32 protein-coding genes are annotated in these 25707 nt (G+C 65.0%); 8 read left to right on the forward strand and 24 right to left on the reverse strand.

Features of this window, described 5'->3' with window-relative positions; translation table 11 throughout:
• Position 1: 1 nt before the first annotated feature.
• The 7 genes from FS320_RS04455 to FS320_RS04485 all read right to left on the reverse strand — a co-directional run bounded on the left by FS320_RS04455 (position 2) and on the right by FS320_RS04485 (position 5743).
• Complete coding sequence (locus FS320_RS04455; RefSeq protein WP_152709685.1) at positions 2–742, reverse strand: metallophosphoesterase family protein; 741 nt, start codon at positions 740–742, stop codon at positions 2–4.
• 68 nt (positions 743–810) lie between these two features.
• A complete protein-coding gene (locus tag FS320_RS04460) occupies positions 811–2001 on the reverse strand; it encodes a lytic murein transglycosylase (RefSeq protein WP_152709687.1) in 1191 nt (396 codons plus the stop codon).
• 57 nt (positions 2002–2058) lie between these two features.
• On the reverse strand, positions 2059–2436 hold the full coding sequence (locus FS320_RS04465) for a cupin domain-containing protein (protein WP_152709689.1): 378 nt from the start codon (positions 2434–2436) through the stop codon (positions 2059–2061).
• 34 nt (positions 2437–2470) lie between these two features.
• Entirely contained in the window at positions 2471–3073 is a 603-nt protein-coding gene (gene leuD / locus FS320_RS04470; RefSeq protein ID WP_152709691.1) for a 3-isopropylmalate dehydratase small subunit, read from the reverse strand.
• A gap of 121 nt (positions 3074–3194) precedes the next feature.
• Positions 3195–4931: a ubiquinone-dependent pyruvate dehydrogenase gene (poxB, locus tag FS320_RS04475; RefSeq protein WP_152709693.1), complete on the reverse strand. Its 1737-nt coding sequence runs from the start codon at positions 4929–4931 to the stop codon at positions 3195–3197.
• Between the two features lie 142 nt (positions 4932–5073).
• On the reverse strand, positions 5074–5481 hold the full coding sequence (locus FS320_RS04480; RefSeq protein ID WP_152709695.1) for a metallopeptidase family protein: 408 nt from the start codon (positions 5479–5481) through the stop codon (positions 5074–5076).
• Positions 5482–5485: 4 nt separating this feature from the next.
• Positions 5486–5743, reverse strand: a complete 258-nt coding sequence (locus FS320_RS04485) for a hypothetical protein (RefSeq protein ID WP_152709697.1) — start codon at positions 5741–5743, stop codon at positions 5486–5488.
• A 124-nt stretch (positions 5744–5867) separates the two neighbouring features.
• Here FS320_RS04485 and FS320_RS04490 point away from each other — a divergent pair, with 124 nt between their 5' ends.
• On the forward strand, positions 5868–6173 hold the full coding sequence (locus FS320_RS04490; protein WP_152709699.1) for a hypothetical protein: 306 nt from the start codon (positions 5868–5870) through the stop codon (positions 6171–6173).
• A 73-nt stretch (positions 6174–6246) separates the two neighbouring features.
• Here the strand turns inward: FS320_RS04490 and leuC are convergent, their stop codons facing one another.
• From leuC to FS320_RS04505, 3 genes are all read right to left on the reverse strand, one after another.
• Positions 6247–7653 (reverse strand): 3-isopropylmalate dehydratase large subunit, encoded by a 1407-nt coding sequence (gene leuC, locus FS320_RS04495; protein WP_152709701.1) that lies wholly within the window; start codon positions 7651–7653, stop codon positions 6247–6249.
• Positions 7654–7877: 224 nt separating this feature from the next.
• Positions 7878–8261, reverse strand: coding sequence for a 50S ribosomal protein L19 (gene rplS, locus FS320_RS04500; protein WP_152709703.1), 384 nt, complete (start codon positions 8259–8261; stop codon positions 7878–7880).
• A 220-nt stretch (positions 8262–8481) separates the two neighbouring features.
• Positions 8482–9147 carry a winged helix-turn-helix transcriptional regulator gene (locus FS320_RS04505; protein WP_152709705.1) on the reverse strand — a complete coding sequence of 222 codons (666 nt, stop codon included), beginning with the start codon at positions 9145–9147 and terminating at the stop codon, positions 8482–8484.
• A 102-nt stretch (positions 9148–9249) separates the two neighbouring features.
• On the opposite strand from FS320_RS04505, the gene FS320_RS04510 reads away from it, so the two are divergent.
• A complete protein-coding gene (locus FS320_RS04510; protein WP_152709707.1) occupies positions 9250–10200 on the forward strand; it encodes a PLP-dependent cysteine synthase family protein in 951 nt (316 codons plus the stop codon).
• A gap of 102 nt (positions 10201–10302) precedes the next feature.
• Here FS320_RS04510 and FS320_RS04515 read toward each other — a convergent pair whose 3' ends face one another.
• From FS320_RS04515 to FS320_RS04550, 8 genes are all read right to left on the reverse strand, one after another.
• A complete protein-coding gene (locus FS320_RS04515; protein ID WP_162002824.1) occupies positions 10303–10701 on the reverse strand; it encodes a VOC family protein in 399 nt (132 codons plus the stop codon).
• Between the two features lie 134 nt (positions 10702–10835).
• Positions 10836–11180, reverse strand: a complete 345-nt coding sequence (locus FS320_RS04520; RefSeq protein ID WP_152709711.1) for a hypothetical protein — start codon at positions 11178–11180, stop codon at positions 10836–10838.
• A gap of 108 nt (positions 11181–11288) precedes the next feature.
• Positions 11289–11972: a tRNA (guanosine(37)-N1)-methyltransferase TrmD gene (gene trmD, locus FS320_RS04525; protein WP_162002825.1), complete on the reverse strand. Its 684-nt coding sequence runs from the start codon at positions 11970–11972 to the stop codon at positions 11289–11291.
• Complete coding sequence (rimM, locus tag FS320_RS04530) at positions 11969–12670, reverse strand: ribosome maturation factor RimM (RefSeq protein WP_152709713.1); 702 nt, start codon at positions 12668–12670, stop codon at positions 11969–11971. The genes trmD and rimM overlap by 4 nt, the downstream gene beginning before the upstream one ends.
• 5 nt (positions 12671–12675) lie before the next feature.
• The gene (rpsP, locus tag FS320_RS04535; RefSeq protein ID WP_152709715.1) at positions 12676–13035 is read right to left on the reverse strand and encodes a 30S ribosomal protein S16; all 360 of its coding nucleotides are present in this window, start codon (positions 13033–13035) and stop codon (positions 12676–12678) included.
• A 10-nt stretch (positions 13036–13045) separates the two neighbouring features.
• Complete coding sequence (locus tag FS320_RS04540; protein WP_152709717.1) at positions 13046–13315, reverse strand: hypothetical protein; 270 nt, start codon at positions 13313–13315, stop codon at positions 13046–13048.
• Positions 13312–14874 (reverse strand): signal recognition particle protein, encoded by a 1563-nt coding sequence (gene ffh / locus FS320_RS04545; RefSeq protein ID WP_152709719.1) that lies wholly within the window; start codon positions 14872–14874, stop codon positions 13312–13314. The genes FS320_RS04540 and ffh overlap by 4 nt, the downstream gene beginning before the upstream one ends.
• A 2-nt stretch (positions 14875–14876) precedes the next feature.
• A complete protein-coding gene (locus FS320_RS04550) occupies positions 14877–15092 on the reverse strand; it encodes an eL24 family ribosomal protein (protein ID WP_152709721.1) in 216 nt (71 codons plus the stop codon).
• A gap of 410 nt (positions 15093–15502) precedes the next feature.
• Here FS320_RS04550 and FS320_RS04555 point away from each other — a divergent pair, with 410 nt between their 5' ends.
• Complete coding sequence (locus FS320_RS04555) at positions 15503–16567, forward strand: MBL fold metallo-hydrolase (protein WP_152709723.1); 1065 nt, start codon at positions 15503–15505, stop codon at positions 16565–16567.
• Here the strand turns inward: FS320_RS04555 and FS320_RS04560 are convergent.
• Positions 16524–17195: an HAD family hydrolase gene (locus FS320_RS04560; RefSeq protein WP_152709725.1), complete on the reverse strand. Its 672-nt coding sequence runs from the start codon at positions 17193–17195 to the stop codon at positions 16524–16526. The genes FS320_RS04555 and FS320_RS04560 overlap by 44 nt on opposite strands.
• 9 nt (positions 17196–17204) lie before the next feature.
• Positions 17205–17873, reverse strand: coding sequence for a GyrI-like domain-containing protein (locus FS320_RS04565; protein WP_152709727.1), 669 nt, complete (start codon positions 17871–17873; stop codon positions 17205–17207).
• A gap of 217 nt (positions 17874–18090) precedes the next feature.
• On the opposite strand from FS320_RS04565, the gene dapF reads away from it, so the two are divergent.
• Positions 18091–18975: a diaminopimelate epimerase gene (dapF, locus tag FS320_RS04570; protein WP_152709729.1), complete on the forward strand. Its 885-nt coding sequence runs from the start codon at positions 18091–18093 to the stop codon at positions 18973–18975.
• Positions 18975–20228 carry a tRNA (N(6)-L-threonylcarbamoyladenosine(37)-C(2))-methylthiotransferase MtaB gene (mtaB, locus tag FS320_RS04575; protein WP_152709731.1) on the forward strand — a complete coding sequence of 418 codons (1254 nt, stop codon included), beginning with the start codon at positions 18975–18977 and terminating at the stop codon, positions 20226–20228. Before dapF ends, mtaB begins: the two co-directional genes overlap by 1 nt.
• Here the strand turns inward: mtaB and FS320_RS04580 are convergent.
• The gene (locus FS320_RS04580; protein WP_152709733.1) at positions 20225–20902 is read right to left on the reverse strand and encodes an RluA family pseudouridine synthase; all 678 of its coding nucleotides are present in this window, start codon (positions 20900–20902) and stop codon (positions 20225–20227) included. The two genes, mtaB and FS320_RS04580, sit on opposite strands and share 4 nt — an antisense overlap.
• A 69-nt stretch (positions 20903–20971) precedes the next feature.
• Here FS320_RS04580 and ftsY point away from each other — a divergent pair, with 69 nt between their 5' ends.
• Both ftsY and FS320_RS04590 read left to right on the forward strand, forming a co-directional pair.
• Positions 20972–22321 carry a signal recognition particle-docking protein FtsY gene (gene ftsY / locus FS320_RS04585; protein ID WP_152709735.1) on the forward strand — a complete coding sequence of 450 codons (1350 nt, stop codon included), beginning with the start codon at positions 20972–20974 and terminating at the stop codon, positions 22319–22321.
• Positions 22318–22914: a septation protein A gene (locus tag FS320_RS04590; RefSeq protein ID WP_152709737.1), complete on the forward strand. Its 597-nt coding sequence runs from the start codon at positions 22318–22320 to the stop codon at positions 22912–22914. Before ftsY ends, FS320_RS04590 begins: the two co-directional genes overlap by 4 nt.
• Positions 22915–23042: 128 nt before the next feature.
• Here the strand turns inward: FS320_RS04590 and FS320_RS50165 are convergent, their stop codons facing one another.
• The gene (locus FS320_RS50165; RefSeq protein ID WP_152709739.1) at positions 23043–24386 is read right to left on the reverse strand and encodes an adenylate/guanylate cyclase domain-containing protein; all 1344 of its coding nucleotides are present in this window, start codon (positions 24384–24386) and stop codon (positions 23043–23045) included.
• A gap of 137 nt (positions 24387–24523) precedes the next feature.
• Here FS320_RS50165 and FS320_RS04600 point away from each other — a divergent pair, with 137 nt between their 5' ends.
• Entirely contained in the window at positions 24524–25012 is a 489-nt protein-coding gene (locus tag FS320_RS04600) for a YaiI/YqxD family protein (protein WP_152709741.1), read from the forward strand.
• Here FS320_RS04600 and FS320_RS04605 read toward each other — a convergent pair.
• A complete protein-coding gene (locus FS320_RS04605) occupies positions 24978–25556 on the reverse strand; it encodes a DsbE family thiol:disulfide interchange protein (protein ID WP_162002826.1) in 579 nt (192 codons plus the stop codon). The genes FS320_RS04600 and FS320_RS04605 overlap by 35 nt on opposite strands.
• Positions 25549–25704, reverse strand: coding sequence for a heme exporter protein CcmD (gene ccmD / locus FS320_RS04610; protein ID WP_152709743.1), 156 nt, complete (start codon positions 25702–25704; stop codon positions 25549–25551). Before ccmD ends, FS320_RS04605 begins: the two co-directional genes overlap by 8 nt.
• Positions 25705–25707: the final 3 nt, after the last annotated feature.

Genomic DNA, 25707 nt, shown 5'->3' on the forward strand with positions numbered 1-25707 from the left:
TTCAGCGGCCCTGCTCGAGGCGCAGGGCCAACTTTTCCGGCAGACCCGCCTCGCGCACCTTGCGGGCTGCGGTGGCCGTGTCGTAGGGCACGCGCAGATAGCGCAGGGTCTGACGGGCGGTGTCGAAGACCGCGTAATTCGCCGCCGCGACCCCATCCCGCGGCTGCCCGACAGCACCGATCACCGCGAGCCAGGTCCGGGTCGGCAGAAGCGGGATGTCATTGTTGGCGACCGGCGAGAAGGTGCCGACCTTGGCAGTAGTGCTCATATGGTAGAGCATGGGCACATGCACATGTCCGCAGAAGGTGATGTGTGAGTCCACGCGGCTGAAATGCCGGATGGCCTCCATGGGACCGGCCATGTAGTCCCAGTTGCGGGGGGCATATCCGTTGGCATGAACGTAGAGGACGCTCCCCTCCTCATGGGTGAGGGGAAGGTCGGCCAGGAACCGGCGCTGCTCCATGCCGAGTTGATTGCGGGTCCAGCGGATCGCCTCCCGGGCCACGCTGTTCATGTCCTCGTCGGAGCCGTCGATCGCCGCATCGTGATTGCCGAGCAGCGCCACGGCGCCCTTATCCACGAGCCCCCTGACCGTGTCGACCACCCAGGCCGGATCGGCGCCGTAGCCGACATAGTCGCCCAGAAACATCAGACGATCGACATGAAGCAGGCGTGCATGGGCGAGGCAGGCCGACAATGCCTCGCGGTTACCGTGGATATCAGTGAGAATGGCGATGAGCATGGAGTCAGTACAACTCCAAACTCACTGCCACTGCAACTAGCCGGTGCTGGGAATTGGGGTGCGCGGGCTCAACCCCGCAGGGCTTCCAGCACCTTGCCGCCGGGCCGGCCGCGCGGCTCGAGGCCGATGCGGCGCTCCACGTCCTTGATGGCCTCGCGGGTCTTTGCGCCGATCTTGCCGTCCGGCTCGCCCACATCATAGCCGCGGGCAGTCAGGAGCTGCTGCAGCTCGCGGCGCTGGGCGCGAGAGAGCGGCGGATCGTCTGTGGGCCAGGCGGTCTGAATGCCGGGCAGGCCTTTGAGGCGATCGCCCAGCAGAGCGATGGCGAGGCCGTAGGATTCGGCCGCGTTGTAGGAATAGACTGCGTCGAAATTCTTGGTGACGATGAAGGCCGGGCCGTTCACGCCGGCCGGGGTGATGATGCCGGCGGCGTAGCTGCCCGAAAGCGGACGCCCGTCGACGCGCCGCACGCCCATGGCGGCCCAGGTGGCGAGCGGCTTCTTGTTCTTGCGCCCGGCGAGGCTCGCGTTGAAGTTCGACGGCAGGCGTACTTCGTAGCCCCATGGCAGGCCGTTCACCCAGCCGGCCTTTTTCAGGAAGTTGGCCGTCGAGTGAACCGCGTCCGGCACGGAGGTCATGACGTCCCGGTGCCCGTCCCCGTCGCCGTCGACGGCGAGGCGCTGGAAGGTGGACGGCATGAACTGGGTATGGCCGAAAGCACCGGCCCAGGAGCCGCGCAGGTTCGCCGGGTTGATGTCGCCGTCCTGCACGATCTTGAGCGTCGCCATCAGCTCGCCCTTGAAGTAGTCGTTGCGGCGCGGCGCATAGCAGACAAGCGTCGACAGTGACTGAATCAGCGGCCGTCCGCCGATATCCTTGCCGAAATTGGACTCCACGCCCCAGACACCGGCGATGGCATGGCGATCGACGCCGAAGCGCGCCTCGGCCGAGGCGAGCGCCTGCCCCCACTGACGCATGGCGGTCCGGCCGTCCTGTACCCGCTCCTCGTCGACGAGCGCCGAGAGATAATCCCAGATCGCGGTCTTGAACTCCGGCTGGTTGTTCATGAGGTCGAGGATGGTCAGGTCCGGCGTGAGGCCGCGGGTCGCGACATCGAAAGCTTGGCCGGAAATGCCCTTGGCGGCGGCTTGGGCACGCAGGCCGGAAAGGCATGAGCCGAAATCGGCCTGGGCCGAGGCCGGGGTTGCAGCAGCAAGGCCGGCGAGAACGAAGAGAGCGGGGGCAAGAATGTTCTTCATGCCCCGCACATTGCAGGGAATTTGGTTAATCTTGTGAAAACGGGGCAGAAGCACTGCTTAACCCGGACCAAGGTCTGGATCGGGAAGATCGGTCTGAATCCAACGATCGCTGACGTGGATATCGGTGGTCTCGAGACGGCCCGGACCGAGATTTGTGAACTTGTGCGGCATTCCGGCCGGGCCGAGGACGATCTGACCCGCCTCGCATTCGAAGCGCTCGTCGCCGACGGTGAAGAGAGCCCGGCCTTGGCGGATGATGAAGATCTCATCGTAAGGGTGAACGTGCCATTTCGGCCCGACGCCGACCTCCTCGGTGGCATAGAAGAGAACGGTGACGCCCGTCCCGAGGGTATGGCCCTCTACACGACCTTTCCAGAGGTCGGGATGCGAGGCCCGCTCGTCGCGATCAAGAACCCTTGGCTTGCCTTGTGCCATCGCCTGTCCCGGTCGGGAATGGGAGGAAGCGGCTTTAGGCCCAGGCGCGTTCAGAGAGCTTCTTCTCGAAGCTGTCGATGGCCGAGGCCTTCTCCATGGTCAGGCCGATGCCGTCGAGGCCGTTGAGCAGGCAGTGCTTCTTGAACGGGTCGATATCGAAGGTGACCGTACCGCCATCGGGGCCGCGGATCTCCTGCTTCTCCAGGTCGATGGTCAGCGTGGCATTGGCGCCGCGCTCCGCATCGTCGAAGAGCTTCTCCAGGTCCTCGGGCGAGACCTTGATCGGCAGGATGCCGTTCTGGAAGCAGTTGTTGTAGAAAATGTCGGCGAAGCTGGTGGAGATCACGCAACGGATGCCGAAGTCGAGCAGCGCCCAGGGGGCATGCTCGCGGGACGAGCCGCAGCCGAAATTGTCGCCCGCCACCAGGATATTGGCCTTGCGATAGGCCGGCTGGTTGAGCACGAAATCCGGGTTCTCCGAGCCGTCCTCCCGGTAGCGCATCTCGGAGAAGAGGCCCGTGCCGAGACCCGTGCGCTTGATCGTCTTCAGGTACTGCTTGGGGATGATCATATCGGTGTCGATATTGATGATCCGCAGCGGCGCCGCGACGCTTTCCAGCACGGTGAACTTGTCCATGGTCTCACATCCCTGAAGGCGGCAGCCGGGCCGCTGTCAGGTGCCTCATATCAAAGGCTTGTGAAGACGGCTAGGCCAACGATGGTCGCGGGAGCGCAGGCCTTGAACGGTGCCGGCTGCGTCAGCGCCAGAGATTCGTCCGGGCGAGGTCATAAACCTCGTCGGCGCGGCCGTTCAACACGGCCTTCACCATGTAGAGGGTAAATCCCTTCGCCATCTCCAGAGTGACCGAGGGCGGCATTGCCAGCTCCGTCCGGTTCACCACCGCATCGATCAGGACCGGCCCGTCATGGGCAAGCGCGGCAGCGATCCCTTCATCCACCTGGGCCGGATCTTCAAGCCTGATCCCGCGAATGCCGATGGCTTCGGCCATGGCGGCGAAGTCCGGGTTCTGGAGTTCCGTGCCGAAATCAAGAAAGCCGGTGGATTTCTGCTCCAGTTCGACGAAACCGAGAGTGCCGTTGTTGAACACGACGACCTTCACCGGAAGGCGCTGCTGGGTCAGGGTGAGGAGATCGCCCATCAGCATGGCGAAGCCGTCGTCGCCCGACAGCGAGATCACCTGCCGGCCGGGGCAGGCCGCCTGGGCGCCGATCCCCTGCGCCATCGCGTTCGCCATCGAGCCATGCCAGAACGACCCGAGAAGCCGCCGCTTGCCGTTCATCGCGAGATAGCGCGCAGCCCAGACCGTCGGCAGGCCGACATCGCAGGTGAACACGGCGTCCGCCGCGGCCTGGTCGCTGATCGCCTTGGCGACCTGCTGCGGATGGATCGGCCGCTTGCCGGGCGTCCCGACGGCGAGGTCGTCGAGCGCCTGGCGTGCTTTGGCATAATGCTCCCGCGCCCGGCCGAGATGGGTTCCGTCGCGCTTTCGATCGAGCCGCGGCAGCAGGGCCGCCAATGTCGCGCGGACATCGCCCACGACACCGACATCGACCGCGGCACGGCGGCCGATGTTCTCGCCCCGGAGGTCGACCTGCGCGATGCGAACGCCGGCATCGTCCGGGTAGAACTGACGATAGGGAAAGTCAGTGCCGAGCATCAGCAGAACATCGCAATCGCGCATGGCGTAGTAGCCGGACGAGAAGCCGATCAGCCCGGTCATGCCGACATCGTAGGGGTTGCCCCACTCCACGTGCTCCTTGCCACGCAAAGCGTGCACCATGGGCGCCTGGAGGTGCTCTCCCAAGGCTAGCAGCTCGTCATGGGCACCCGCGCAGCCCGAGCCGCACAGGATCGTGATGCGATCGCCGCCATTGAGCAGCGCCGCGAGACGGTCGAGATCGTCCGGCGCAGGCGTGATGACGGGAGCGGACGGCAGCAGCCCGTCGAGCTTGACTGGAGGCGCAGCGGCTGCCGGCTGGAGGGCAACTTCGCCAGGGATCACCAGCACCGATACGCCGCGTTTGGCTCTCGCCTCACGGATGGCGACCTCGAGGGTGCGCGGCATCTGACTGGCACCGGAGACGAGTTCGCAATAATGGCTGCATTCGCGAAAGAGATTCTCCGGGTGCGTCTCCTGGAAATAACCGCTGCCGATCTCGGCCGAGGGGATGTGTGCGGCGATGGCGAGCACCGGCACACGGGAGCGGTGACAGTCGAACAAGCCATTGATGAGATGCAGATTGCCCGGCCCGCAGCTCCCGGCACAGACGGCGAGCTCACCGGTCAGATGCGCCTCGGCACCGGCCGCAAAGGCGGCGACTTCCTCGTGCCGGACGTGGATCCACTCGATCTGACCCTGGCGGCGGATGGCGTCCGTCAGACCGTTGAGGCTGTCGCCGACGATGCCGTAAATGCGTTTGATCCTGGCAGCGGCCAGGATCTCGACGAACTGTTCGGCCACAGTCTTTGCCATGGGGGATTCTCCTGAACGCAGGTGGATCGCGGCTGCCGGAGCGGCTGTTTCGGTAGGGCTGTTAATCTCAAGAGCTATGTGGCGCGGCTGTGGGCCGAGGGTAGCCTGCAAAACGTGGCAGGGCCCTTCGCAACAAAGCGCTTTACCCGGCCGCCGCCTCAATCGCTTCCATGTCCTCGTCGGAGAGGCCGAAATGATGGCCGATCTCGTGGACCAGCACATGGGTCACGACGCCGCCTAGGGTCTCCTCGTGCTCGGCCCAATAGTCGAGGATCGGGCGGCGGTAGAGCCAGACCATGTTGGGGAACTGGCCCGTGTGCATCATGCTGCCGCCCTGGGCGAGGCCGATGCCGCGAAAGAGGCCGAGCAGGTCGAAGGGGGTCTCACAGCCCATCTCCTGCATGGTCTCGTCATCGGGGAAATCCTCGACCCGGATCACCACACCCTCGCAGAGTCGACGGAATTCCTCCGGCAGGCGGGCATAGGCATCCTGCGCCAGAGCTTCGAGATCGTCGAGGGAGGGTGCCTGAAGATGGGCTGGAACGATCATGGGGTCAGAGAATTCCAAGTTGAACCATGAGCCACAGGCCCAAGATCACCACGCCGACGAGCGACAGGGCACGGCCGATGCGGCGCCCCCAGAGTTCGATCGGATCGGTACCACCATCCTTGGCCGAGCCGACGGCATCCTTGGCGCCGAAGTGATCGCCGGCCCGCCGGCCCATGCGGGCGAGCGCCGATGAGCCGAGAGTCTCCGAATCCCTTTGGACTCGCTCCAGCGCCTCGCGGGCTTCCTGGTCCCGATCGCTCATGAAACCCTCCTCAAAAACCTTTACCGTTGCTTTACCATGGCTATCGGATTGCTTCTTCGCAACGGAACGCCTCGCACGCTTGGCCGTTAACAGCCCCGAGTAGACAACTGATCAAGAGGCAACAATGCGTAAAGTGTTTGGTATCCTGGCTGCGGCCGGGCTGGTGGTTTTCGGCACCGGTGCGGCGTCGGCTCAGGGCGTCGATGTGCGGATCGGCCCGTCGGGCGTTCGCGTGGCACAGGAACGGCATCATGGGCCCTATTATCGCGATCGCGTGGTCGAGCGCCGCGTGGTGCGTCCGGCGCGAACCCGCACCGTGTGCCGCACGGTGATGGAAGAGCGCGTCCGCCCGAGCGGCGTGGTCGTCCGCCGTCCGGTCGAGCGTTGCCGCCAAGTCGTGGCCGGCGGTCGCCGGGTCTATGTGGACTAAGCTTTAGGCATTTCTCATGAAAAAAGCCGTGGCTCGGGTGAGCCACGGCTTTTTGTTTGTCTGAGGTTTCGGATCAGCCGAAGGTGCGGATGTCCACGAACCGACCCGCGATGGCCGCAGCCGCCGCCATGGCCGGGGACACCAGATGGGTGCGGCCCTTGAAGCCCTGCCGGCCCTCGAAGTTGCGGTTCGACGTTGAGGCGCAGCGCTCGTGGGGCGCGAGGCGGTCGGCGTTCATGGCGAGGCACATGGAGCAGCCGGGCTCACGCCAGTCGAAGCCGGCGGCCTTGAAGATCCTGTCCAGACCTTCGGCCTCGGCCTGCATCTTCACGATGCCGGAGCCGGGCACGATCATGGCGTCGACGCTCTCGGCCACGCGCTTACCCTCGACCACCTTCGCCACTTCGCGCAGGTCCTCGATGCGGCCGTTGGTGCAGGAGCCGATGAAGACACGGTCGAGGGCGATGTCGGTGATCTTCGTTCCCGGCGTGAGGCCCATGTACTCGAGCGCCCGCCACTTGGAGCGGCGCTTGTTCTCGTCGGGGATGTCGTCCGGGTTCGGCACCACGCCGGCAATCGAGACCACATCCTCAGGCGATGTGCCCCAGGTGACGATGGGCGGGAGATTGGCGGCGTCGAGGCGGATTTCGGTGTCGAAGAAAGCGCCTTCATCCGTACGCAGGGAATCCCAGTAACGCACGGCCGCCTCCCAGGCCTCACCCTGCGGCGCCTTGGGGCGACCTTTCAGATAGGCATAGGTCTTCTCGTCGGGCGCCACCATGCCGGCGCGGGCACCGCCCTCGATCGACATGTTGCAGATCGTCATGCGGCCTTCCATCGACAGCGACCGGATGGCCTCGCCCGCATATTCGATCACATGGCCGGTGCCGCCCGCGGTGCCGATCTCACCGATGATGGCAAGGATGATGTCCTTGGCGGTGACGCCGGCGGGCAGCTGCCCGTCCACGGTCACGCGCATGTTCCTGGCCTTCTTCTGAATCAGCGTCTGGGTGGCGAGGACGTGTTCGACCTCCGAGGTGCCGATGCCATGAGCGAGCGAGCCGAAGGCGCCATGGGTCGAGGTGTGGCTATCGCCGCACACGATGGTCATGCCCGGCAGAGTGAAGCCCTGCTCCGGGCCCACCACGTGGACGATGCCCTGGCGGGTGTCGAGCTCGTTGTAGTACTCGACGCCGAAATCCTTGGCGTTCTGGGCGAGAGCGGCAACCTGGGTCGCGGCTTCGGGATCCTCGATGCCGTGCGAGCGGTCGGAGGTCGGCACGTTATGGTCGACCACCGCCAGCGTCTTGTGCGGCTGGCGCACCTGTCGTCCGGTCATGCGCAGGCCCTCGAAGGCCTGGGGGCTGGTCACCTCATGGACGAGGTGACGGTCGATGTAGAGAAGGCACGTCCCGTCATCCTGCTGATCGACGACGTGATCGTCCCAGATCTTGTCATAGAGGGTGCGGGGCTTGGCCATGTGTCTCTTCCAACGGTCGTAAAAAGTGGTTTGGCGTGTTTAGCGGCCTATCGCCCGGACGGGAAGATGTCCTGAGCGCACACCGCCTTGAAACGATCGCATAGCAGACGCGGGTCATCGCGCAATTATATTTTTGTCGCGATGGCTTGCCGCCAAGCCTGCCTCGTCAGCAAAAAGGCGCGGTTTGAGCCGCGCCTTTCGAATTCTCTGATGGGACGAGAGCCTTACTCGGCCGCGGCCGGGGTCGCGGTCTTCTTCTCGGCGCGCTCGGCGATACGGGCCGACTTACCGCGACGATCGCGCAGGTAGTAGAGCTTGGCGCGGCGGACGGCGCCGCGGCGCACGACCTTGATGGACTCGACCAGCGGCGAGTAGAGCGGGAACACGCGCTCGACACCTTCGCCGTAGGAGATCTTGCGGACCGTGAAGCTCTCGTGGAGGCCGCCGCCGGAACGGGCGATGCAGACGCCTTCATAGGCCTGCACGCGGGTACGCTCGCCTTCCTTCACCTTCACGTTGACGATAACGGTATCGCCGGGCTGGAAGACGGGGATGGTCTTGGCGAGCCTGGCAATCTGCTCCTGCTCGAGCTGCTGAATGAGGTTCATCGTCTATACTCCTGCCGTTGCGAGGCCCTGAGCGATCTCAAAACCCGCGGGATTTCGGCGTCCTGTTTTAAGTTGAGGCCGCGCCTATACAGGAGATTTGGAGGATTGTCGAGCCTATGGGCCGGCTGTCATCCCGGATGGAAGTCGGGCGATCCGGACCTCGCGAGGCCCAGATAACATCCCCAGCCGACGACCGCCGGGGATGGCGCTCCTCTCACCCCTAAACGGCCGGTGCGACCTCGGCAAACAGGTAGCGCTCGAACCAGTTCGGAAACGCCCGTGCCAGCACCCTCGGCCCCTCCACCGTCAGTCCCATCCGCTGCACCTCGGCGAAGCTCACGTCTCCCCGCCACCAGGCGACCAGCGCAGGGAGACGGGTCCGAATGCAGAGCGGCTCCGGAAAGCCTGGGTTCTGCGTGCAGAGCGAAACCTCCGCCGCTTTCAGGAGCATGAAGCGCGGCTGGCGCTGCCCCTCGATCGCGAAGCGGATGACGATCGGGTCCTTGGGCAGCTTGTCGGTGCGGACGCGCCGCTGCATGTCGACGAGCAGGGGTTCCAAATCGAGATCCTCATCCTCGGCGCGCCGCGGCAGCCATCTTTGACCCCAGGTGCCGAGAGCGCCCACGATACCCATCAGCTCCCTGCCTGCCTCCGTCAGCGCATATTCCGGCCCATTCTCGCCGTCGATGCGCGTGATGGCTCCGACATGCGCCAATTCCTGCAGACGCTCCGAGAGCATGGTGCGGGAGATGCGCGGGATGCCGCGGCGGATGTCGTTGAAGCGCCGGCTGCCGCACAGAAGCTCGCGCGCGACGAGAAGGGTCCAGCGCCCGCCGATGGCCTCATGGGCGCGCGCCACGGAACAGAACTGACCGTAATCTGCCATGGGTTAAGCGCTAGCATGGCCTTGTACCCAACAGAAGTCCGGATTCCGGACCTGACAGGCCGATCGCCGCAGCCTACAAGGCAGACGTTTTGGATAACGCCCATGATCGACCACCCCAGCACCATCCTCGACCGTATCGGCAACACGTCTCTCATCGCTCTGCGCAACATCCAGCCTGCCCATGGCGGCCGCGTCCTGCTGAAGCTTGAAAACGAGAATCCCACCGGCAGCATGAAGGATCGGATGGCGCTCGCCATGATCGAGGCTGCCGAAGCCGATGGGCGCCTCGAACCGGGCGGCTCGGTCGTCGAATATACCGGCGGCAGCACCGGCGTATCCCTGTCGCTCGTCTGTGCGGTGAAAGGATATCCGCTCGACATCGTGACCTCCGATGCCTTCGCACAGGAGAAGCGCGATCACATGGCGCTTTTGGGCGCGACGCTGCACATCGTGCCGAGCGACAGCGGGCGCATGACCGAGAAGCTGACGAAGGACATGATCGAGCAGGCCCGCATCATCGCCGAGGCGAAGGGCTCCTTCTGGACCGACCAGATGAAGAACCGGAATCAGATCGGCGCCTATCACAGGATGGTCGATGAAATCTGGCAGCAGACGAATGGTCGGATCGATGGCTTCGTGCAGAGCGTCGGAACGGCGGCGTCCTTGCGCGGAATCGCGGAAGGCCTGCGGTGGCACCATTCGCCCATCCAAATCATGGCCGTCGAGCCTGCGGAATCGCCTGTCCTGTCGGGCGGACCATCGGGCGCCCACAAGATCGACGGAATCGGCGCGGGCTATGTGGTGCCGCTCTGGCAGGCGAGCATCGCCGATAGGATCGAGCGGGTCACGACGGAAGAAGCCACGGCGATGGCGCTCCGGCTGGCCCGCGAGGAAGGCCTGTTCGCCGGCACTTCGACGGGCGCCAATGTCGTCGCGGCCCTTCGTCTGGCCGAACGGCTGGGGCCCGATGCGATCGTCGTCACCGTCATGTGCGATACGGGGATGAAATATCTGAAGATGTTTGGGGCGAGGCTCGAAGCAAATCGCCTCTAGAGTTGTTTCCAAGGACCTGGAAGCAACTCTCTTCTTTGCCGTGTCGCATTTATTGACGGCGAACCGGATCCGCTCCGCCGAAAAATGCTCCAGGTGTGACGATCACACACGCTCCAGGAATTCGACGATGATTCCGTCCGGATCTTTGCAGAACGCCACCTTGCGGATCAGTTCGCTGTTCGCGGCCGTCCGGGGAAGAACGGTGAACTCCACGCCGGCGGAACGAAGCTTTTCATAAATCGCGTCGACGTCATCAACCCGAAAGGTGATGTGGCGAATGCCGGCCTCGGTGACGGGAACCTCGCGCGCCGGCGTTTGGATCGATGCGGCCGGCTCGACGATTTCGAGCATGACGCCACCGATCTCGAGAAACGCGATGCGCCCGCCCTCGCCCGTACGCTTGACCAGCACCTCCTTCAGCCCCAACAGGCCGCAATAGAACGCGATGGTCTCGTCCAGATTGCTGCTGGTCATGCCCACATGCTCGAAACCCTGGACCACTAAGGCGTCTCCCTTGCATTGTTTGAAGGATCTTGGGCGTTTGAAGGATTTTGGGCAGAGCGGAGCACACATCAAGATCGGTGGAATGCGGCCGGCCTCGAACCGCCCGCACGCCGACCGGAGAGCACTTGGTCTTACTTGGTGGGTGGCGGAGCCATGGCGCCGATCTTGCTGGCCATGTCCATGCATTCGGCTTCCTTGCCCTGCTGATCGAGCTGTTTCGCCTGCTGGATCATTTGCATGGCCTGATTGTGGCCTTGGCTCTGCCCTGTGACGTTTGCACCTTGTCCCTGACCGGGGGTTGAGCCCTGCACTGCAGAACCTGTCGTCGCAGGCGCATCCAGCGCAGGTCCGGCGCCCTCCTGCCTTGCCGAGATGGATTTCTCCAGATCGGTAAGCCGTTGCGTGCATGGTCCCGCGAAGCCAGGGCTGACAAGAATGACGGCAAATGCCGTGCCAAGAATGATGCGACCGACCATATCGACCTCCTATGATCGAGGCCCCGTCCATTAAACCCTTGGCTGTGGTCGGCGTTCCGCGTGCGGGGCAGTGTCCATTTTGCCCAAGGCCCGCCCTGTAGGGAGATCCTAACGCTCCAGCAGATCCGGTCGCCGCTCCCGCGTGATCCGCTCCGATTCGTTACGGCGCCAGCGCTCGATCACGGCGTGATTGCCGGAGAGCAGCACGTCCGGAATGGGCCGCCCCTCCCATTCGCGCGGCCTCGTGTAATGCGGGTATTCAAGGCGGTTTGACTCGAAACTCTCCTCGGTGCCGGAGGCCTCCTTGCCCATGACCCCGGGGAGCAGCCGCACGCTGGCATCGAGCACGATCATCGCCGCCATCTCGCCGCCGGAGAGCACGTAATCGCCGATGGAGACTTCCTCCAGGCCCCGCGCCTCGATCACGCGCTCGTCCACGCCCTCGAACCGGCCGCAGACAATGACCACGCCGGGACCCGCCGCCAGTTCCCTCACACGGGATTGCGTCAGCGGCTTGCCACGCGGGCTCATCAAAAGCTTCGGGCGCGGATCGTCGGCCGGAACAGTGGCGTCGATGGCGGAGGCCAGCACGTCGCAGCGGATCACCATGCCGGGTCCGCCGCCGGCGGGCGTATCGTCCACCGTGCGGTGACGGCCGAGGCCATGGTCGCGGATGTTCTTCGCCGTCAGGGACCACACGCCGCGCGCGAGCGCATCGCCCGACAGGGACATGCCGAGCGGCCCTGGGAACATGTCGGGATAAAGGGTGAGAACGGTGGCGGAAAAACTCACGCCTCGTCCTCAGGTTCCGGCGCGGATTTCGCAGGCTCGAACAGATCGTCCGGCGGCACGGCCACAATGCGTTTGTCCGCGATATCCACTGTCGGCACGAAGGCCTTGGTGAAAGGCAGGAACGCGGTCGGGCCTTTTTGCGCCGGTGCGATCTCCAAAAGGTCGCCACCGCCGTAATTGGGCACGTCGACCACGGTGCCGATGATCTCGCCTGCTTCGTTCTGAACCGAGAGGCCGATCAGGTCCGCGAGCAGGAATTCGTCATCCTCATCGGGCGGAGAAAGCTTGTCGCGCTCCACATAGAGTTGAACGCGGTTGAGCGCCTCAGACGCTTCGCGCGTGGTGACGCCATCGACGATGGCGATGAGGAGATCCGGGGCGCCGCCGGGAGCGGGCCGCACGTTTTTGAGAGAAATGGATCGGCCGTCGGATGCGATCAGCGGCCTGTAATCGGCAATCGCCTGCGGATCGCCAGTATGGGATTTCAACCGCACCTCGCCTTTGAGGCCATGGGCGCGACCGAACTCACCGACGAGGACGAGATCGTCCCGGACGAGCGCAGATCTGCGCTCATCCCCCTTGTGGGGAGGTGGTGGTGTTGGCGTACCCTTAGGCAGGTTTGCGCCAACACCACCACCCCTGCCCTTCTCCAAAGAGAAGGAAGAAGTGGAGCGCTGGTTGAAGCGCTCCTTCTTCATGATGCTTACGCAGCCTCGCCTTCGCCGGCGGCAGCCGCGGCGGCCTTGGCGTCGGCGCGCTCCTGGGCCTTCTTGCCCGGGACGGCCTTGTTCGGGTTGTTGCGGGCCGGACGCTTCAGGAGGCCGGCGGCATCGAGGAAGCGCAGGACGCGGTCGGTCGGCTGGGCGCCCTTGGCGAGCCAGGCCTGGATCTTCTCGTTGTCGAGAACGACGCGGCCGGCATCGTCCTTCGGCTTCATCGGGTCGTAGGTACCGACCTTCTCGATGAAACGGCCATCGCGCGGGGAGCGCGAATCGGCAACGACGATGCGGTAGTAGGGACGCTTCTTCGCACCACCACGGGTGAGACGGATCTTCAGGGACATTCTTTAGCTCCTAGTGTTTAGGCTTTTCACCAAATTCGCTGATCAGGCGTTCGATAGAGGACTCGTCCTCCAAGTCACCCGCGGTTCGGAACACTTCCACATCGGTCGTGCCGTCCTCGAGCAGATCGATCTCCCAGTATTCACCGGGAACACGTGCGAGAACGGTAATACCGTCCTCTCGGAAGAGGCGGATCTGATTCCAGATGCCCGCACCTTCCAGTCTCTGGGACAGCGTATGAGCGCGCTGAAGCAGCTCCGCCGCCGTCAAACCTTCGGTCACTTCTTCTTTCCTCCAAACGGGAAGCCGCCGATGCCCGGAAGACCCGGGATCTTGCCTCCGCCGAGACCTGGCAAGCCCGGCACGCCCTTCGGCATCGACGGGAGGCCGCCGCCGCCGGGGAAGTCGGGCAGCTTGCCGCCCATCTGCTTCTGCAGCGCCTCGATCTGCTCCGGTGTCGGCTGGGGCATGCCGCCCATACCTCCGCCACCGCCGCCGATGCCGAACATCTTGCCGAGCGCGCCCGCCATGCCCTTGCCCTTGCCGCCGCCCATTATCTTCATGACGTCGGCCATCTGGCGGTGCATCTTCAGGAGCTTGTTGATCTCCTCGACCTTCGCGCCGGCACCCGCTGCAATGCGTTTTTTACGGGACGCTTTCAGGATGTCCGGGTTGCGGCGCTCGGCCGGCGTCATGGAATCGATGATGGCGCGCTGGCGCTTGATGATCCGGTCATCGAGATTGGCGCTCTCGAGCTGCGACTTCATCTTGGCGACGCCCGGCAGCATGCCGAGCATGCCGTTCAGGCCGCCGATCTTCTCCATCTGGGCGAGCTGATCGCGCAGGTCTTCGAGATCGAACTTGCCCTTGCGCATCTTCTCGGCCATGCGCTGGGCCTGCGCCTGGTCGAAATTCTCGGCGGCCTTTTCGACCAGCGAGACGATGTCGCCCATGCCGAGGATGCGGTTGGCGACGCGCGAGGGGTGGAACTCCTCCAGCGCATCGACCTTTTCGCCCGTGCCGATGAGCTTGATCGGCTTACCGGTCACGGCGCGCATTGAGAGCGACGCGCCGCCGCGGGCATCGCCGTCCATTCTCGTCAGCACGATGCCGGTGACGCCGAGGCGCTGATCGAAGGCGCGCGCGGTGTTGACCGCGTCCTGGCCGGTGAGCGCATCGGCGACGAGCAGCACCTCGTGCGGGTTGGTGGCGGCGCGCACTTCGGCGGCCTCCACCATCAGGGCCTCGTCCACGGTCACGCGACCGGCGGTGTCGAGCATCACCACGTCGTAGCCGCCGAGACGGGCGGCCTCCATGGCGCGGCGGGCGATCTGCACCGCCGACTGGCCGGCCACGATGGGCAGCGTATCCACGCCCACCTGCTTGCCGAGCACCGCGAGCTGCTCCATGGCGGCCGGACGGCGGGTGTCGAGGGAGGCCATGAGCACGCGCCGCTTCTCGCGGTCGGTCAGGCGCTTGGCGATCTTGGCCGTGGTGGTCGTCTTACCGGAACCCTGCAGGCCGACCATGAGGATGCCGACGGGCGGCGGCGCGTTCAGGTCGATGACCTCGGCGTCCGCGCCCAGCATCTCGACCAGCTGGTCGTGGACGATCTTGACCACCTGCTGGCCGGGGGAGACGGACTTGACAACTTCGGCGCCGACGGCGCGGGCGCGGACCTTGTCCGTGAAGGAACGCACGACCTCGAGCGCCACGTCGGCCTCGAGCAGGGCGCGGCGGACCTCACGCAGAGCCGCGTTGACGTCCTCCTCGGTGAGCGCGCCGCGGCGCGTCAGCGAGTTGAGGATATTGGAAAGCTTGTCGGAAAGGCCTTCGAACATGGTCACTCAATTCCTTTTGCGATGAGGGGTACATCGCGATCGGCAAGGGCCTTTTCAAAGTGGCGGATGGCCGCCTCGAACTTGTCGCGGCAGCCCGGATTGCAGAACCCGACCACCTCGCCGCGATAGAGGGTGAGCGAATCCGCCGCGATCGGCTTCCCCGACCACGGGCAGGTCTCGTTGACCGCGTCCTCGATGCGCAATGTGTCGTCCGACATCCGTTCGTCCTCAAGGCGAAACCCAAATGAAAGCGCGCCCGAGGGCGCATCGCGCTGTCGGACGTTGACCTCCAGCCTCTCGGGCTGGGCGGCGGCTCAAAAGGGCTCGCTCTACAGATTTGCGGCCAGCGCTTAAGGGGAAAAGGTGCAAGAGTCAAGGAAAAGACAGAAAATGGAGAGTCTTGGGGGCTTCATCGCTCCCTTCCCGGACAAGGCGGAGGCTCCTCCGCGTCATCACCGGCCTTGTGCCGGTGATCTCGACGTGTGAGGCGCGGCGCTTCAAACAACCGGGATGGCTGGGACAAGCCCGGCCATGACGTTGCGGATGACATGACGGGACGATGCTGAGGCCCCTTGCCGATCCGCACCAGCATCCCCATGCTTAAAGCTTCGCTGGACCTGACGCCCCTATGAACCGCCGCACCCTTCTCAAAGCTTTAGGCCTCCCCGTCATCGCCGCGACCGGCGCCCTTGGCTGGATGACCGCCGCCCGGGCGGTGAACCGCTATTACGAGGGTCCGGTCACGGATCATTTCGACGGGGTGCGGTTCTTCTCGCCGGGCCAGCCTCAGGACAAGGGATTTCTGGAGCTCGCCCGCTGGCAGCTCGGCGGCGGGCGGAAAGGTTGGCCGGACAGCTTTCCAAGCCCCTTCCAGGACAAGCCTCCGGCCGAGGTGCAGGGACTGCGCACGGCCCTGATCGGCCATGCCTCCTTCCTGATCCAGGTGGCCGGGCTCAACATCCTCACCGATCCGGTACTCTCCGACCGGGCAAGCCCGGTCTCCTTCGCGGGCCCCAAGCGGGTCAATCCGCCGGGCATCGCCTTCAACGACCTGCCGCCGATCCATGCGGTGCTGATCACGCATAATCATTACGACCATCTCGACACCGAGACCCTGGGGAGGCTCTGGCAGCGGGATCGCCCCAAAATCATCGCGCCGCTCGGCAACGATGCGGTGATCCGGGCCGAGCATCCAGAGATCCCGGTCGAGACGCGGGACTGGGGTGGGGCGGTGGATCTGGGGAACGGCGTCACGGCCCATTTCGAGCCGGCCTATCACTGGTCCGCGCGGGGCATCAACGACCGGCGCATGGCGCTCTGGTGCGCCTATGTGCTCACCACGCCCTCGGGCACGATCTACCATATCGGCGATACGGGCTTCGGCGACGGCAGGATCTTCCATGCCGTGCGTGAACGCTTCGACCGACCCCGTCTCGCCCATCTGCCCATCGGGGCCTATGAGCCGCGCTGGTTCATGGAGCCGCAGCACATGAACCCGGAGGATGCGGTGAAGGTGCTCGCCATCATTGAGGCGGAGCAGGCGCTGGGCCATCATTGGGGCACGTTCCGGCTCACCAACGAGGGCGTCGACGAGCCGCCGCAGGAACTGGCGGCGGCGCTCCAGGCGGCCGAAATTCCGGCAGAGCGGTTCAGACCGTTACGGCCCGGGGAGGCATGGACGCGGTCAGGGTGAGGATCGGTGCCTCCAGTTCACGAGGTTCGTCCACCAGGCAGGCGGCGCCTGCGTCCAGCAGTTCCCGCCGGGAACCATAGCCCCAGGTGACGCCGATGGTGGCGATGTCGTTGGCCCTGGCGCCGATGACATCATGCTCCCGGTCGCCGATCATGACGGCGCGTGCAGGGTCGAACTTCTCCTGATCGAGAATGTGCCGGATGAGATCGCGCTTGTCGGCATTCCGAGTGTCGAGTTCGGATCCATAGATTTCGATAAAGAAGTGCGACAGATCGAAGTGATCGAGGATCCGCCGCGCGAAGACATGCGGCTTCGACGTTGCGACGAAGAGGCGAACGCCCTTTTCCTGAAGGTTCTGGAGCAGGGCCGGGATGCCCGCATAGACCTCGTTCTCGAACAGCCCGGTCTCGCCGAACCGCTCGCGGTAAAGGCGCAGAGCCTCCTGAGCGTCATCGGAACTGCCCAGGAGTTTTGCGAAGCTTGCGATCAGGGGTGGACCGATCATCCAAGTGAGCTCGTCCGCTTCCGGAACAGGATGTCCCAGCCTCTCGAGGGCGTACTGGATCGAACGGGTGATACCTGCCTTCGGGTTCGTCAGGGTCCCGTCAAGGTCGAAGAGAGCGATCATTGAGGGCGATTATTCCTTGGGCTGAACGTAGATGTTCACCTCGAAATTAGTGTCCTGCGAATCCGTGAAGTCGCTCACGTATTCCTCGATGAAGGCGTCCTTGGCGACGATCTCCTTGATGTCGAGATAGGCCGTGATCGTCTCGTAGGTGCCATCGATCTCGTCATAAGCGTCCTTGTGCACGAAGCGGAACGACTTGCCCTCCGGCGTCTTGCCGAACTTGATCTCGGGGGTGAGCTCGGTCTTGCCCTCCGGCACCTGGGCGATCGGCACCATCGCCTCGTATTTGAAACCGTTGTCGTCGGTATCGACGAAGATCGTCAGCGGCCGGCCCGTCGGCGTGATCCCCGCCTTCTTCAACTCGCCCTCGATCTTGGCGAAGGCGTTTTTCAGGTTGGTGAAAGCCTCGTCCCAGGTGCTGATGCCGTTGAGCACCACCGTGGGCTTTGCAACCAGAACGCCCTCCTCCACGCCTGTCGGATCGCTCGGGTTCGGGAACAGGGTCGTGCGGCCTGCCTGCTGCGCCGTTGCCGGTCCTTGAGGAGTTGCGCCGGGCTGTGCCGGAGCCGGTGCCTCGGGCGCGGCCGGCGGCGGATTGGCCGCCGGTGGCGTCTGCGCAAGGGCGACGCTCGAGCAGAGGGCAACAACGAGAAGAAAACCTAAAGAGCGCAGCCGCATGAGTAGGACGCCTCACCCGCGAATCACGAATCACGAAGGGATATAATGCAGCACCATAGGGAGGTTTTGGTGCAGCGGCGAGGCCGTCCGCGCGCGTCTGTGGAGGACGGATTGCAGCAGGCCCAGAGGCCTCGGGTTTCTAGCCATCTGACGATATTGCCGCAGACAATCGCGATCCCTCTCGCGATTTCCGGCATTTTAAGCCATATACGCCCCCATGACTGCCCTTTCGAACAGCCGTTTTCTGAAAATGAACGGTCTCGGCAACGAGATCACCGTGCTCGACCTGCGCGGCTCCTCCCATCGCGTGAGCGCGGCGGAAGCGCGAGCCATCGCGGCCGATCCGCGCTCGCGCTTCGATCAGCTGATGGTGCTGCACGATCCCGTGACGCCCGGCACCGATGCCTTCATGCGCATCTACAACACGGACGGCTCGGAAGCCGGCGCCTGCGGCAACGGCACCCGCTGCGTTGCCTGGGCGCTGACGGCCGATCCGGTCATGAGCCGCCCGGTTCAAGGCGATCTCGTGCTCGAGACCGGGGCCGGCCTGCTGCCGGTAGAGCAGGTCTCCGATACGGTCTTCACCGTCGACATGGGCCCGCCGCGCTTTGGGTGGAACGAGATTCCCCTGCGCGATCCTTATCCGGACACCCGCACGATCGCGGTCGACACGACGCTGCCCGACGCCCCCGAGCTTCAGGGGCCTTCGGCGGTCAGCATGGGCAATCCGCACGCGATCTTCTGGGTCGAGGATGCGCAGGCCTATAACCTCGCCGCCATCGGTCCGAAATTCGAGCACGATCCGGTCTTCCCGACGCGCGCCAACATCTCGTTCGCTCAAGTTCCGAGCTCCGAACACATCGTGCTGCGCGTCTGGGAGCGCGGGGCCGGTGCAACCCGTGCCTGCGGCTCCGCCGCCTGCGCGGCCCTCGTGGCGGCCGCCCGCAAGGGGCTGACCGGCCGCAAGGCCGTGGTGACCCTCCCAGGTGGCGATCTCATCATCGAATGGCGCGAGAGCGACGGCCACGTGCTCATGACCGGCCCGACCGAGCTGGAGCATGAGGGCACCTTCTCCCCTGCCCTTTTTACCGAGGTGGCCTGATGGCGGTCGAGGTCGTCACCTTCGGATGCCGGCTCAACACCTACGAGTCGGAGGCCATGCAGCGCCACGCGGAAGAGGCGGGCCTTGGCGAAGTCGTGATCGTCAACACCTGCGCGGTCACCGGCGAGGCGACGCGCCAGGCGCGCCAGTCGATCCGCAAGCTCGCCCGCGAGAAGCCCGGTGCCCGCATCATCGTGACGGGCTGCGCCGCGCAAGTGGAGCCTGAAACCTTCGCGGCGATGCCGGAGGTTTCCCAAGTCGTCGGCAATCACGAGAAGATGAAGGCCGAGACCTGGGCCGGCATGCGCGATTTCGGTGCAATGCTAAGCGAAAAGGTTTTGGTCAACGACATCATGGCGGTGAAGGAAACCGCCGTGCATCTCATCGACGGCATGCGCGGGCGCACCCGCGCCTTCGTGCAGGTGCAGAACGGCTGCGACCATCGCTGCACCTTCTGCATCATCCCTTACGGTCGCGGCAATTCCCGCTCGGTGCCCATGGGCGCGGTGGTGGAGCAGGTGCGCACTCTCGTAGAGCACGGCTCCCGCGAGGTGGTGCTCACCGGCGTCGACATCACGAGCTACGGCAAGGATCTGCCGGGCGAGCCGAAACTCGGCACCATGGTGAAAAGCCTGCTGCGCCACGTGCCGGAGCTGGAGCGGTTGCGCATCTCCTCCATCGACTCGGTAGAGGCCGACGACGATCTGTTGGACGTCATCGCCAATGAGGGCCGCCTGATGCCGCATCTGCATCTCTCCTTGCAGGCCGGCGACGACATGGTGTTGAAGCGCATGAAGCGCCGCCACCTGCGCAACGACGCCATCGCCTTCTGCGAAGAGGTGAAGCGGCTGCGCCCCGACATGGTGTTCGGTGCCGACATCATCGCGGGCTTCCCGACCGAAACCGAGGAGATGTTCTCCCGCTCCCTCGACATCGTCGAGGAATGCGGCCTGACCCATCTCCACGTCTTCCCGTTCTCACCTCGCCCCGGCACGCCGGCCGCCCGCATGCCGCAGGTGGCGCGCGATGTGGTGAAGGATCGCGCGCGTCACCTGCGCGAAAAGGGCGAGGCCGCGCTGCTGAAGCATCTAGGGGAGGAAGTCGGAGCGAGACGCAACGTGCTGGTCGAGACGAACCAGCTCGGCCGCACCGAAGGGTTTACGCTCGTGCGCTTCGACAAGCCCGTGACGCCGGGCGAGATCGTGCCCGCGACCATCGCCGGCCACGACGGCAAGGAATTGCTGGCGGCTTAAATTACGCCGCAGGCCGCAATTCGCTCCCGCATATGCTCCGGCACCGGCGCCTCGGCCGTGATCGGCGGCTTCTTCGGATAGAGCGGCACGGTGACGCTTCTCGCGTGCAGGTGCAGGCCCGGACCACCGAATCGTGGGGCCGTGCCGTAGATCGGATCGCCGAGGATCGGAAAGTTCATGGCCGCGCAATGGACCCGCAACTGATGGGTGCGGCCGGTGATGGGGCGCAGTTCGAGGAGGGTCAGGCCCTCGCCCCGGCCGAGCACCCGCCATTGCGTCAGCGAGGGCTGGCCCTTGGGATCGACCTTCATCCACCAGCCGCGATCGGGCGATTTCGGCGCGAGTGGAAGATCAATCTCGCCCTCGCCTTCGTGAGGCCCGCCCTCGACCACGGCCCAATAGACCTTGTCGACCTCTTTCTTGCGGAACAGTTCGTTGAGCCGCGCGATAGCCTTCGGATGGCGGCCGAGAACAAGGCAGCCGGAGGTGTCCTTGTTGAGGCGGTGCGCGGCCTCCGGACGGCGCGGCAAACCGAAGCGGAGGGCATCGAGGTGATGAAACAGCGTCTCGCCTCCCTTGGGGCCGGGATGCACGGCTAAGCCGGCGGGCTTGTCGATCACGAGCATCAGGGCATCGCGATACAGCAATCGGGACACTATCTCTTCCGCATTCATGATGCCTCGGCTATCGAGGCACGCGCATGAATGCAAGCACGAGATTTTTAAGAGGCGAGAGCGAGACCCATGGCCGAAACCAAGCCCGACAAGCCCGGATTCCTCTCCCGTCTGTTCGGGCGCAAGGCTGAAGCTCCTGTGGTCCCCGAACCGGCGCCGGAGACACCGCGGGCCGGCGGCCATCCCGATACAATGCCCTCGCCGCCGGCGAATGCCGCGGACGATCTGACGGCCGCGCCCCCGACCGTGACCACCGCCTCCCCCGATACGACGGAGGAGGACAAGACGCCGCCGGAGCTGGCCGGGGCCGATCTCCAACCCGTGGAGGGCCTGGACCCGGAGGGCACCAATCCGCAGGAGCCGCTGCCGCGCATCGTGACCGAGGCCGGACTCGAGCTGCGCCCCGACATTGCAGCCGCGGACCTGCCGGCCCCTGAACCTGCGCCCGCGGAGATCCTTCCCTCTCCCGCGCCCGAGATCAAGCCAAGTCCGGCCCGGGGCTGGTGGCAACGTCTGACGGAGGGCATGCGCCGCACGTCCTCGTCCCTCTCCGACAGCGTGACCGGTCTCTTCACCAAGCGCAAACTCGACGACGCGACGCTCGAAGAGTTGGAGGACGCCCTGGTCCAGGCCGATCTCGGCGTGCCCACCGCCATGCGGATCACGGAGGCGATCGCGTCGGGCCGCTACAACAAGGAGATCTCTCCGCAGGAGGTGAAGACCATTCTGGCGGGCGAGGTGGAGAAGACTCTCCAGCCGGTCGCCCAGGCGCTGACCATCGATCGCACGAAAAAGCCCTTCGTCATCCTCATGGTCGGCGTGAACGGGGCGGGCAAGACCACGACCATCGGCAAGCTCTCGCAAAAGTTCCGGCAGCAAGGCCTGACGGTGATGCTGGCTGCCGGCGACACCTTCCGCGCGGCGGCCATTGAGCAGCTCAAAATCTGGGGCGAGCGGGTCGGCGCGCCGGTCCTGGCCCGCGGCCAGGGTGCCGATGCGGCCGGCCTCGCCTATGATGCGCTGCAGGAGGCGAAGGCCAACGGCACGGATGTGCTTCTCATCGACACGGCGGGTCGCCTGCAGAACAAGGTCGGGCTGATGGCCGAGCTCGAAAAGATCGTGCGCGTCGTGAAGAAATTCGATCCGTCCGCGCCGCATGCCACCCTCCTCGTGCTCGACGCGACGGTGGGCCAGAACGCCATGAGCCAGGTCGAGCTGTTCCAGAAGGCGGCGGGCGTGACCGGCCTCGTAATGACCAAGCTCGACGGCACCGCTCGCGGCGGCATCCTGGTGGCGCTGGCCGAGAAATTCCGCCTGCCCGTGCACTTCATCGGGGTCGGCGAAGGGGTCGAGGACCTGGAACCTTTCACCGCACGGGATTTCGCAAAAGCCATCGCCGGGTTAGAAGCAACCTCATGACCGACGCAAAGCGCCTCCCTCCTCTGCTCAAGCTCGCCCTCGAACTCGGCCCGCTCGCTCTGTTCTTCCTCGGCAATGCCTATGGGGACCGGTTCGGCTTCCCGGAAGGCCAGCGCATCTTCGCCGCCACGGGCGTCTTCATCGTGGCGACGGTGATCGCCTTGGGGATTGGCTACCTGCTGGTCCGCAAGCTGCCGATCATGCCGGTGGTGTCGGGCATCGTCGTGGTGGTGTTCGGCGGGCTCACCCTGTTCCTGCAGGACGAGACCTTCATCAAGCTCAAGCCCACCATCGTGAACACGATGTTCGGGTTCGTGCTGCTCGGCGGCCTCTACTTCCGCAAGCCCCTGCTCCAGATCGTGCTCGACAGCATGTTCGACCTCACGGAAGAAGGCTGGCGCAAACTGACTTTGCGCTGGGCCCTGTTCTTCTTCGCGCTCGCGGCGTTGAACGAGATCGTCTGGCGCACGCAGACCACCGACTTCTGGGTCAGCTTCAAGGTCTTCGGCATCATGCCGCTCACCATCGCCTTCGCGCTGGCGCAGACGCCGCTTCTGCTGCGGCATGAAATCAAGAAGGCAGGAGAGGCTTAAGCTGCTCTCTCCACCACGACGTCATCACCGGCCTTGTGCCGGTGATCCCGATCGGTAAGGCGCGGCGCCTCACAGAATCGAGATGGCCGGGACGAGCCCGGCCATGACAAGGGAGCGTTCGGTGCTCCTCACCCGGCCGGCTTCATCAGCACCATCTTGCGGGTGACGCCCGGGAGGGGTTCGCACTCGGCCTCCGTCCAGAGCGACTCCTCGCCCGCCGTCACGACAGTCTCCTGCGAGGCCAGCAGTTCGCAATCGGCGGCTTTCGTCGCCTGCTCGATGCGCGAGGCGATGTTGACGGTCTCGCCGACCACGGTGAATTCAAGGCGGCTCTCGTCACCCACCACGCCGCAGAAGACGTCGCCCGTATGGATGCCGATGCCGAGGCGCACCGGCGGGTTGAAGCCGCGCTTGGCGTTCCAGCGTTCGATCAGGGTCAGAAGGGTGCGGCCGCAGGCGAGCGCCCGGCTGGCATCGTCGTCCCGCGCGCCCGGGACGCCGAACAGGATGAGGGCCCCGTCGCCGGTGAACTTGTCGATGACGCCGCCATGCCGGGAGGCAGCCCTCAAGACTCGCCGGCGGAACGACGTGATGAAGACGGCAAGCTGCGCCGGCTCCATGGTCTCGCCGAAAGTCGTCGAGGCGCGGATGTCGACGAAGAGCACGGTCACCGAGATGCGCCTGCCCTGGCGCAGGGTTGCGAAGGCTTGGTCCGTAAGGATCGGCGCGAGCTCGCGCGGCAGGTAGCGGGTGAGGTTGACACGCAGGGTGGTCTCCCGCACCGCCCGCTCCAGCATCAGCCGTCCCTGGCGCGCCACCAGGATGAGGATCAAGCCGGCGGCAAAGACCATCACGATGCGGACCATGTTGGCCTGCGGTGAAAACACGCCGATGATCTCGGACAGGTCCTGCTGGCGCTCCGCCGGACTCAAATATCCGCCGCCATAGGCGAGAAGCGAAAGGCCGATCACATAGATGGCGGCCACGAAGGCCTGGAGCTTCGGCTGGTAATGGATCGCCGCCGCCGCCATGGTGATCGGCACGACCCAGGCTACCGGAAACACCGCAAAGAGGCTGCCGGGTATCCCCAATCCCCAATGGGTGTAGGCGAGATTGCCCAGGACGAGGATGGCATCGAGCACGGCCGTGATGACCGGCAGCCTTTCGATGCCGATCCGCTTCGAGGCGAGCCAGGCGCCGACCCAGCCCAGTGCTCCGAAGAGGACCAGAGTCAGCTCCGCGGCCCAAACCTGCTTGAGCGCCATGGGATTGGTGAGCTCGACGCTCGCTGTGGTGACCAGGACGGCGAGCAGCAGCAGCCCGGCCGTGACCATACGGGCGAGCCCCGCCCGCTGCAGCGCGCCCGTATCGGCCTCGCGGATCAGCCGGTGCGTGGCATCGCTCAGGACTGGAGTCGTCCGTAAGTTATCGATAAGGCCGAGAGCGGCGCGGATGCGGGATCGAGGGGTCACGGGTTTCTTTTCGCTCCCGGATGGGTTGATCTTTCAGGCCGACACGTGCCTCAACGTCGATTACCGAATGGTTACGCCATCATGACCTGCCAGCAAGACCCGGCAGCATCCCCGCATCCCACAGGAATATATGGATCATGAACGAGGCCTTCCAAGCGATCACCCTCTATGTGGATGCGGATGCCTGCCCGGTGAAGACCGAGATCTACCGGGTCGCCGGGCGTCATCGGGTCAAGGTCTTCGTGGTGTCCAATTCCTTTCTGCAGGTGCCGCAGGATCCGCTGATCGAACGCATCGTGGTGAGCGCAGGGTTCGACGCGGCCGACGACTGGATCGCCGAGCGCGCCGGGCGTGGCGCCATCGTGATCACCGCCGACATCCCGCTCGCCAGCCGCTGCGTGAAGGCGGGCGCCGAGGTGATCGGCCCGACCGGAAAGCCGTTTACCGAAGCCACCGTCGGCATGGCGCTCGCCACCCGCAACCTGATGGAGGACCTGCGCGCCATGGGCGAGGTGACCGGCGGGCCAAAGGCCTTTTCACCCAAAGACCGCTCGGCCTTCCTCTCGGCGCTGGACGTGGCGATCAACCGCCTCAAGCGCGCGGGATTTGGCTCAAGCGCTCCTTGAACGCCGAAAAATTCTCTGGCGTCAGCGGGCCGATATGCTTGTGGCGGATGGTGCCGTCGGGGCCGACGATGAAGGTCTCGGGCACGCCGTAGACGCCCCAGTCGATGGAGGCGCGGCCGTTCGGATCGACACCGACGGCCGCGTAAGGGTTGCCGAGCGCACCGAGGAAGCGGCGGGCGTTGTCGGGATTGTCCTTCTGGTTGATGCCGACCACGCGGACCGACGGATCCCTGGCGAGATCGACCAGCAGCGGATGCTCCTGCCGGCAGGGCGCGCACCAGGACGCCCAGACATTCACCACCGTCACGCGGCCCTTGAGATCCGCATTCGAGAAGCCGGGCACGGGCTTGCCGTCAGCGAGAAGACCTTCGAGCGGCGCGAGATTGAAGCTGGGAACAGGCTTGTTGATGAGGACCGAGGGCACCTCGGCGGGATTTCTCCCTGAGATCAACTGTACCCCGAAGAGCACCACCAGCGCGACGAAGACGAGCGCCGGCAGCAGGAAGAGGAGGCGGGAGCGCGGGCGCTCGGCGGCTTCAGCCACGGCGGGACCTCCGGCCGATGCCGCGCGCTTCGAGTTCGGCCAGCGCACGGACCTGGATGCGATGATCGATGATTGCGCGCAGGATCAATCCGACGACGACCAGCGCCGTCAGGATATAGGAAAACGCGATGAAGAACGTGTGCGACATGGG

Source organism: Microvirga tunisiensis (genome assembly GCF_009296175.1).
In the GTDB taxonomy this organism is placed as follows: domain Bacteria; phylum Pseudomonadota; class Alphaproteobacteria; order Rhizobiales; family Beijerinckiaceae; genus Microvirga; species Microvirga tunisiensis.

Bases quoted from the DNA above. Each gene is read 5' to 3' on its own strand.
- FS320_RS04455 (WP_152709685.1), bottom strand. From the start codon at position 742: ATGCTCATCGCCATTCTCACTGATATCCACGGTAACCGCGAGGCATTG.
- FS320_RS04460 (WP_152709687.1), bottom strand. From the start codon at position 2,001: ATGAAGAACATTCTTGCCCCCGCTCTCTTCGTTCTCGCCGGCCTTGCT.
- FS320_RS04465 (WP_152709689.1), bottom strand. From the start codon at position 2,436: ATGGCACAAGGCAAGCCAAGGGTTCTTGATCGCGACGAGCGGGCCTCG.
- leuD (WP_152709691.1), bottom strand. From the start codon at position 3,073: ATGGACAAGTTCACCGTGCTGGAAAGCGTCGCGGCGCCGCTGCGGATC.
- poxB (WP_152709693.1), bottom strand. From the start codon at position 4,931: ATGGCAAAGACTGTGGCCGAACAGTTCGTCGAGATCCTGGCCGCTGCC.
- FS320_RS04480 (WP_152709695.1), bottom strand. From the start codon at position 5,481: ATGATCGTTCCAGCCCATCTTCAGGCACCCTCCCTCGACGATCTCGAA.
- FS320_RS04485 (WP_152709697.1), bottom strand. From the start codon at position 5,743: ATGAGCGATCGGGACCAGGAAGCCCGCGAGGCGCTGGAGCGAGTCCAA.
- FS320_RS04490 (WP_152709699.1), top strand. From the start codon at position 5,868: ATGCGTAAAGTGTTTGGTATCCTGGCTGCGGCCGGGCTGGTGGTTTTC.
- leuC (WP_152709701.1), bottom strand. From the start codon at position 7,653: ATGGCCAAGCCCCGCACCCTCTATGACAAGATCTGGGACGATCACGTC.
- rplS (WP_152709703.1), bottom strand. From the start codon at position 8,261: ATGAACCTCATTCAGCAGCTCGAGCAGGAGCAGATTGCCAGGCTCGCC.
- FS320_RS04505 (WP_152709705.1), bottom strand. From the start codon at position 9,147: ATGGCAGATTACGGTCAGTTCTGTTCCGTGGCGCGCGCCCATGAGGCC.
- FS320_RS04510 (WP_152709707.1), top strand. From the start codon at position 9,250: ATGATCGACCACCCCAGCACCATCCTCGACCGTATCGGCAACACGTCT.
- FS320_RS04520 (WP_152709711.1), bottom strand. From the start codon at position 11,180: ATGGTCGGTCGCATCATTCTTGGCACGGCATTTGCCGTCATTCTTGTC.
- rimM (WP_152709713.1), bottom strand. From the start codon at position 12,670: ATGAAGAAGGAGCGCTTCAACCAGCGCTCCACTTCTTCCTTCTCTTTG.
- rpsP (WP_152709715.1), bottom strand. From the start codon at position 13,035: ATGTCCCTGAAGATCCGTCTCACCCGTGGTGGTGCGAAGAAGCGTCCC.
- ffh (WP_152709719.1), bottom strand. From the start codon at position 14,874: ATGTTCGAAGGCCTTTCCGACAAGCTTTCCAATATCCTCAACTCGCTG.
- FS320_RS04550 (WP_152709721.1), bottom strand. From the start codon at position 15,092: ATGTCGGACGACACATTGCGCATCGAGGACGCGGTCAACGAGACCTGC.
- FS320_RS04555 (WP_152709723.1), top strand. From the start codon at position 15,503: ATGAACCGCCGCACCCTTCTCAAAGCTTTAGGCCTCCCCGTCATCGCC.
- FS320_RS04560 (WP_152709725.1), bottom strand. From the start codon at position 17,195: ATGATCGCTCTCTTCGACCTTGACGGGACCCTGACGAACCCGAAGGCA.
- FS320_RS04565 (WP_152709727.1), bottom strand. From the start codon at position 17,873: ATGCGGCTGCGCTCTTTAGGTTTTCTTCTCGTTGTTGCCCTCTGCTCG.
- dapF (WP_152709729.1), top strand. From the start codon at position 18,091: ATGACTGCCCTTTCGAACAGCCGTTTTCTGAAAATGAACGGTCTCGGC.
- mtaB (WP_152709731.1), top strand. From the start codon at position 18,975: ATGGCGGTCGAGGTCGTCACCTTCGGATGCCGGCTCAACACCTACGAG.
- FS320_RS04580 (WP_152709733.1), bottom strand. From the start codon at position 20,902: ATGAATGCGGAAGAGATAGTGTCCCGATTGCTGTATCGCGATGCCCTG.
- ftsY (WP_152709735.1), top strand. From the start codon at position 20,972: ATGGCCGAAACCAAGCCCGACAAGCCCGGATTCCTCTCCCGTCTGTTC.
- FS320_RS04590 (WP_152709737.1), top strand. From the start codon at position 22,318: ATGACCGACGCAAAGCGCCTCCCTCCTCTGCTCAAGCTCGCCCTCGAA.
- FS320_RS04600 (WP_152709741.1), top strand. From the start codon at position 24,524: ATGAACGAGGCCTTCCAAGCGATCACCCTCTATGTGGATGCGGATGCC.
- ccmD (WP_152709743.1), bottom strand. From the start codon at position 25,704: ATGTCGCACACGTTCTTCATCGCGTTTTCCTATATCCTGACGGCGCTG.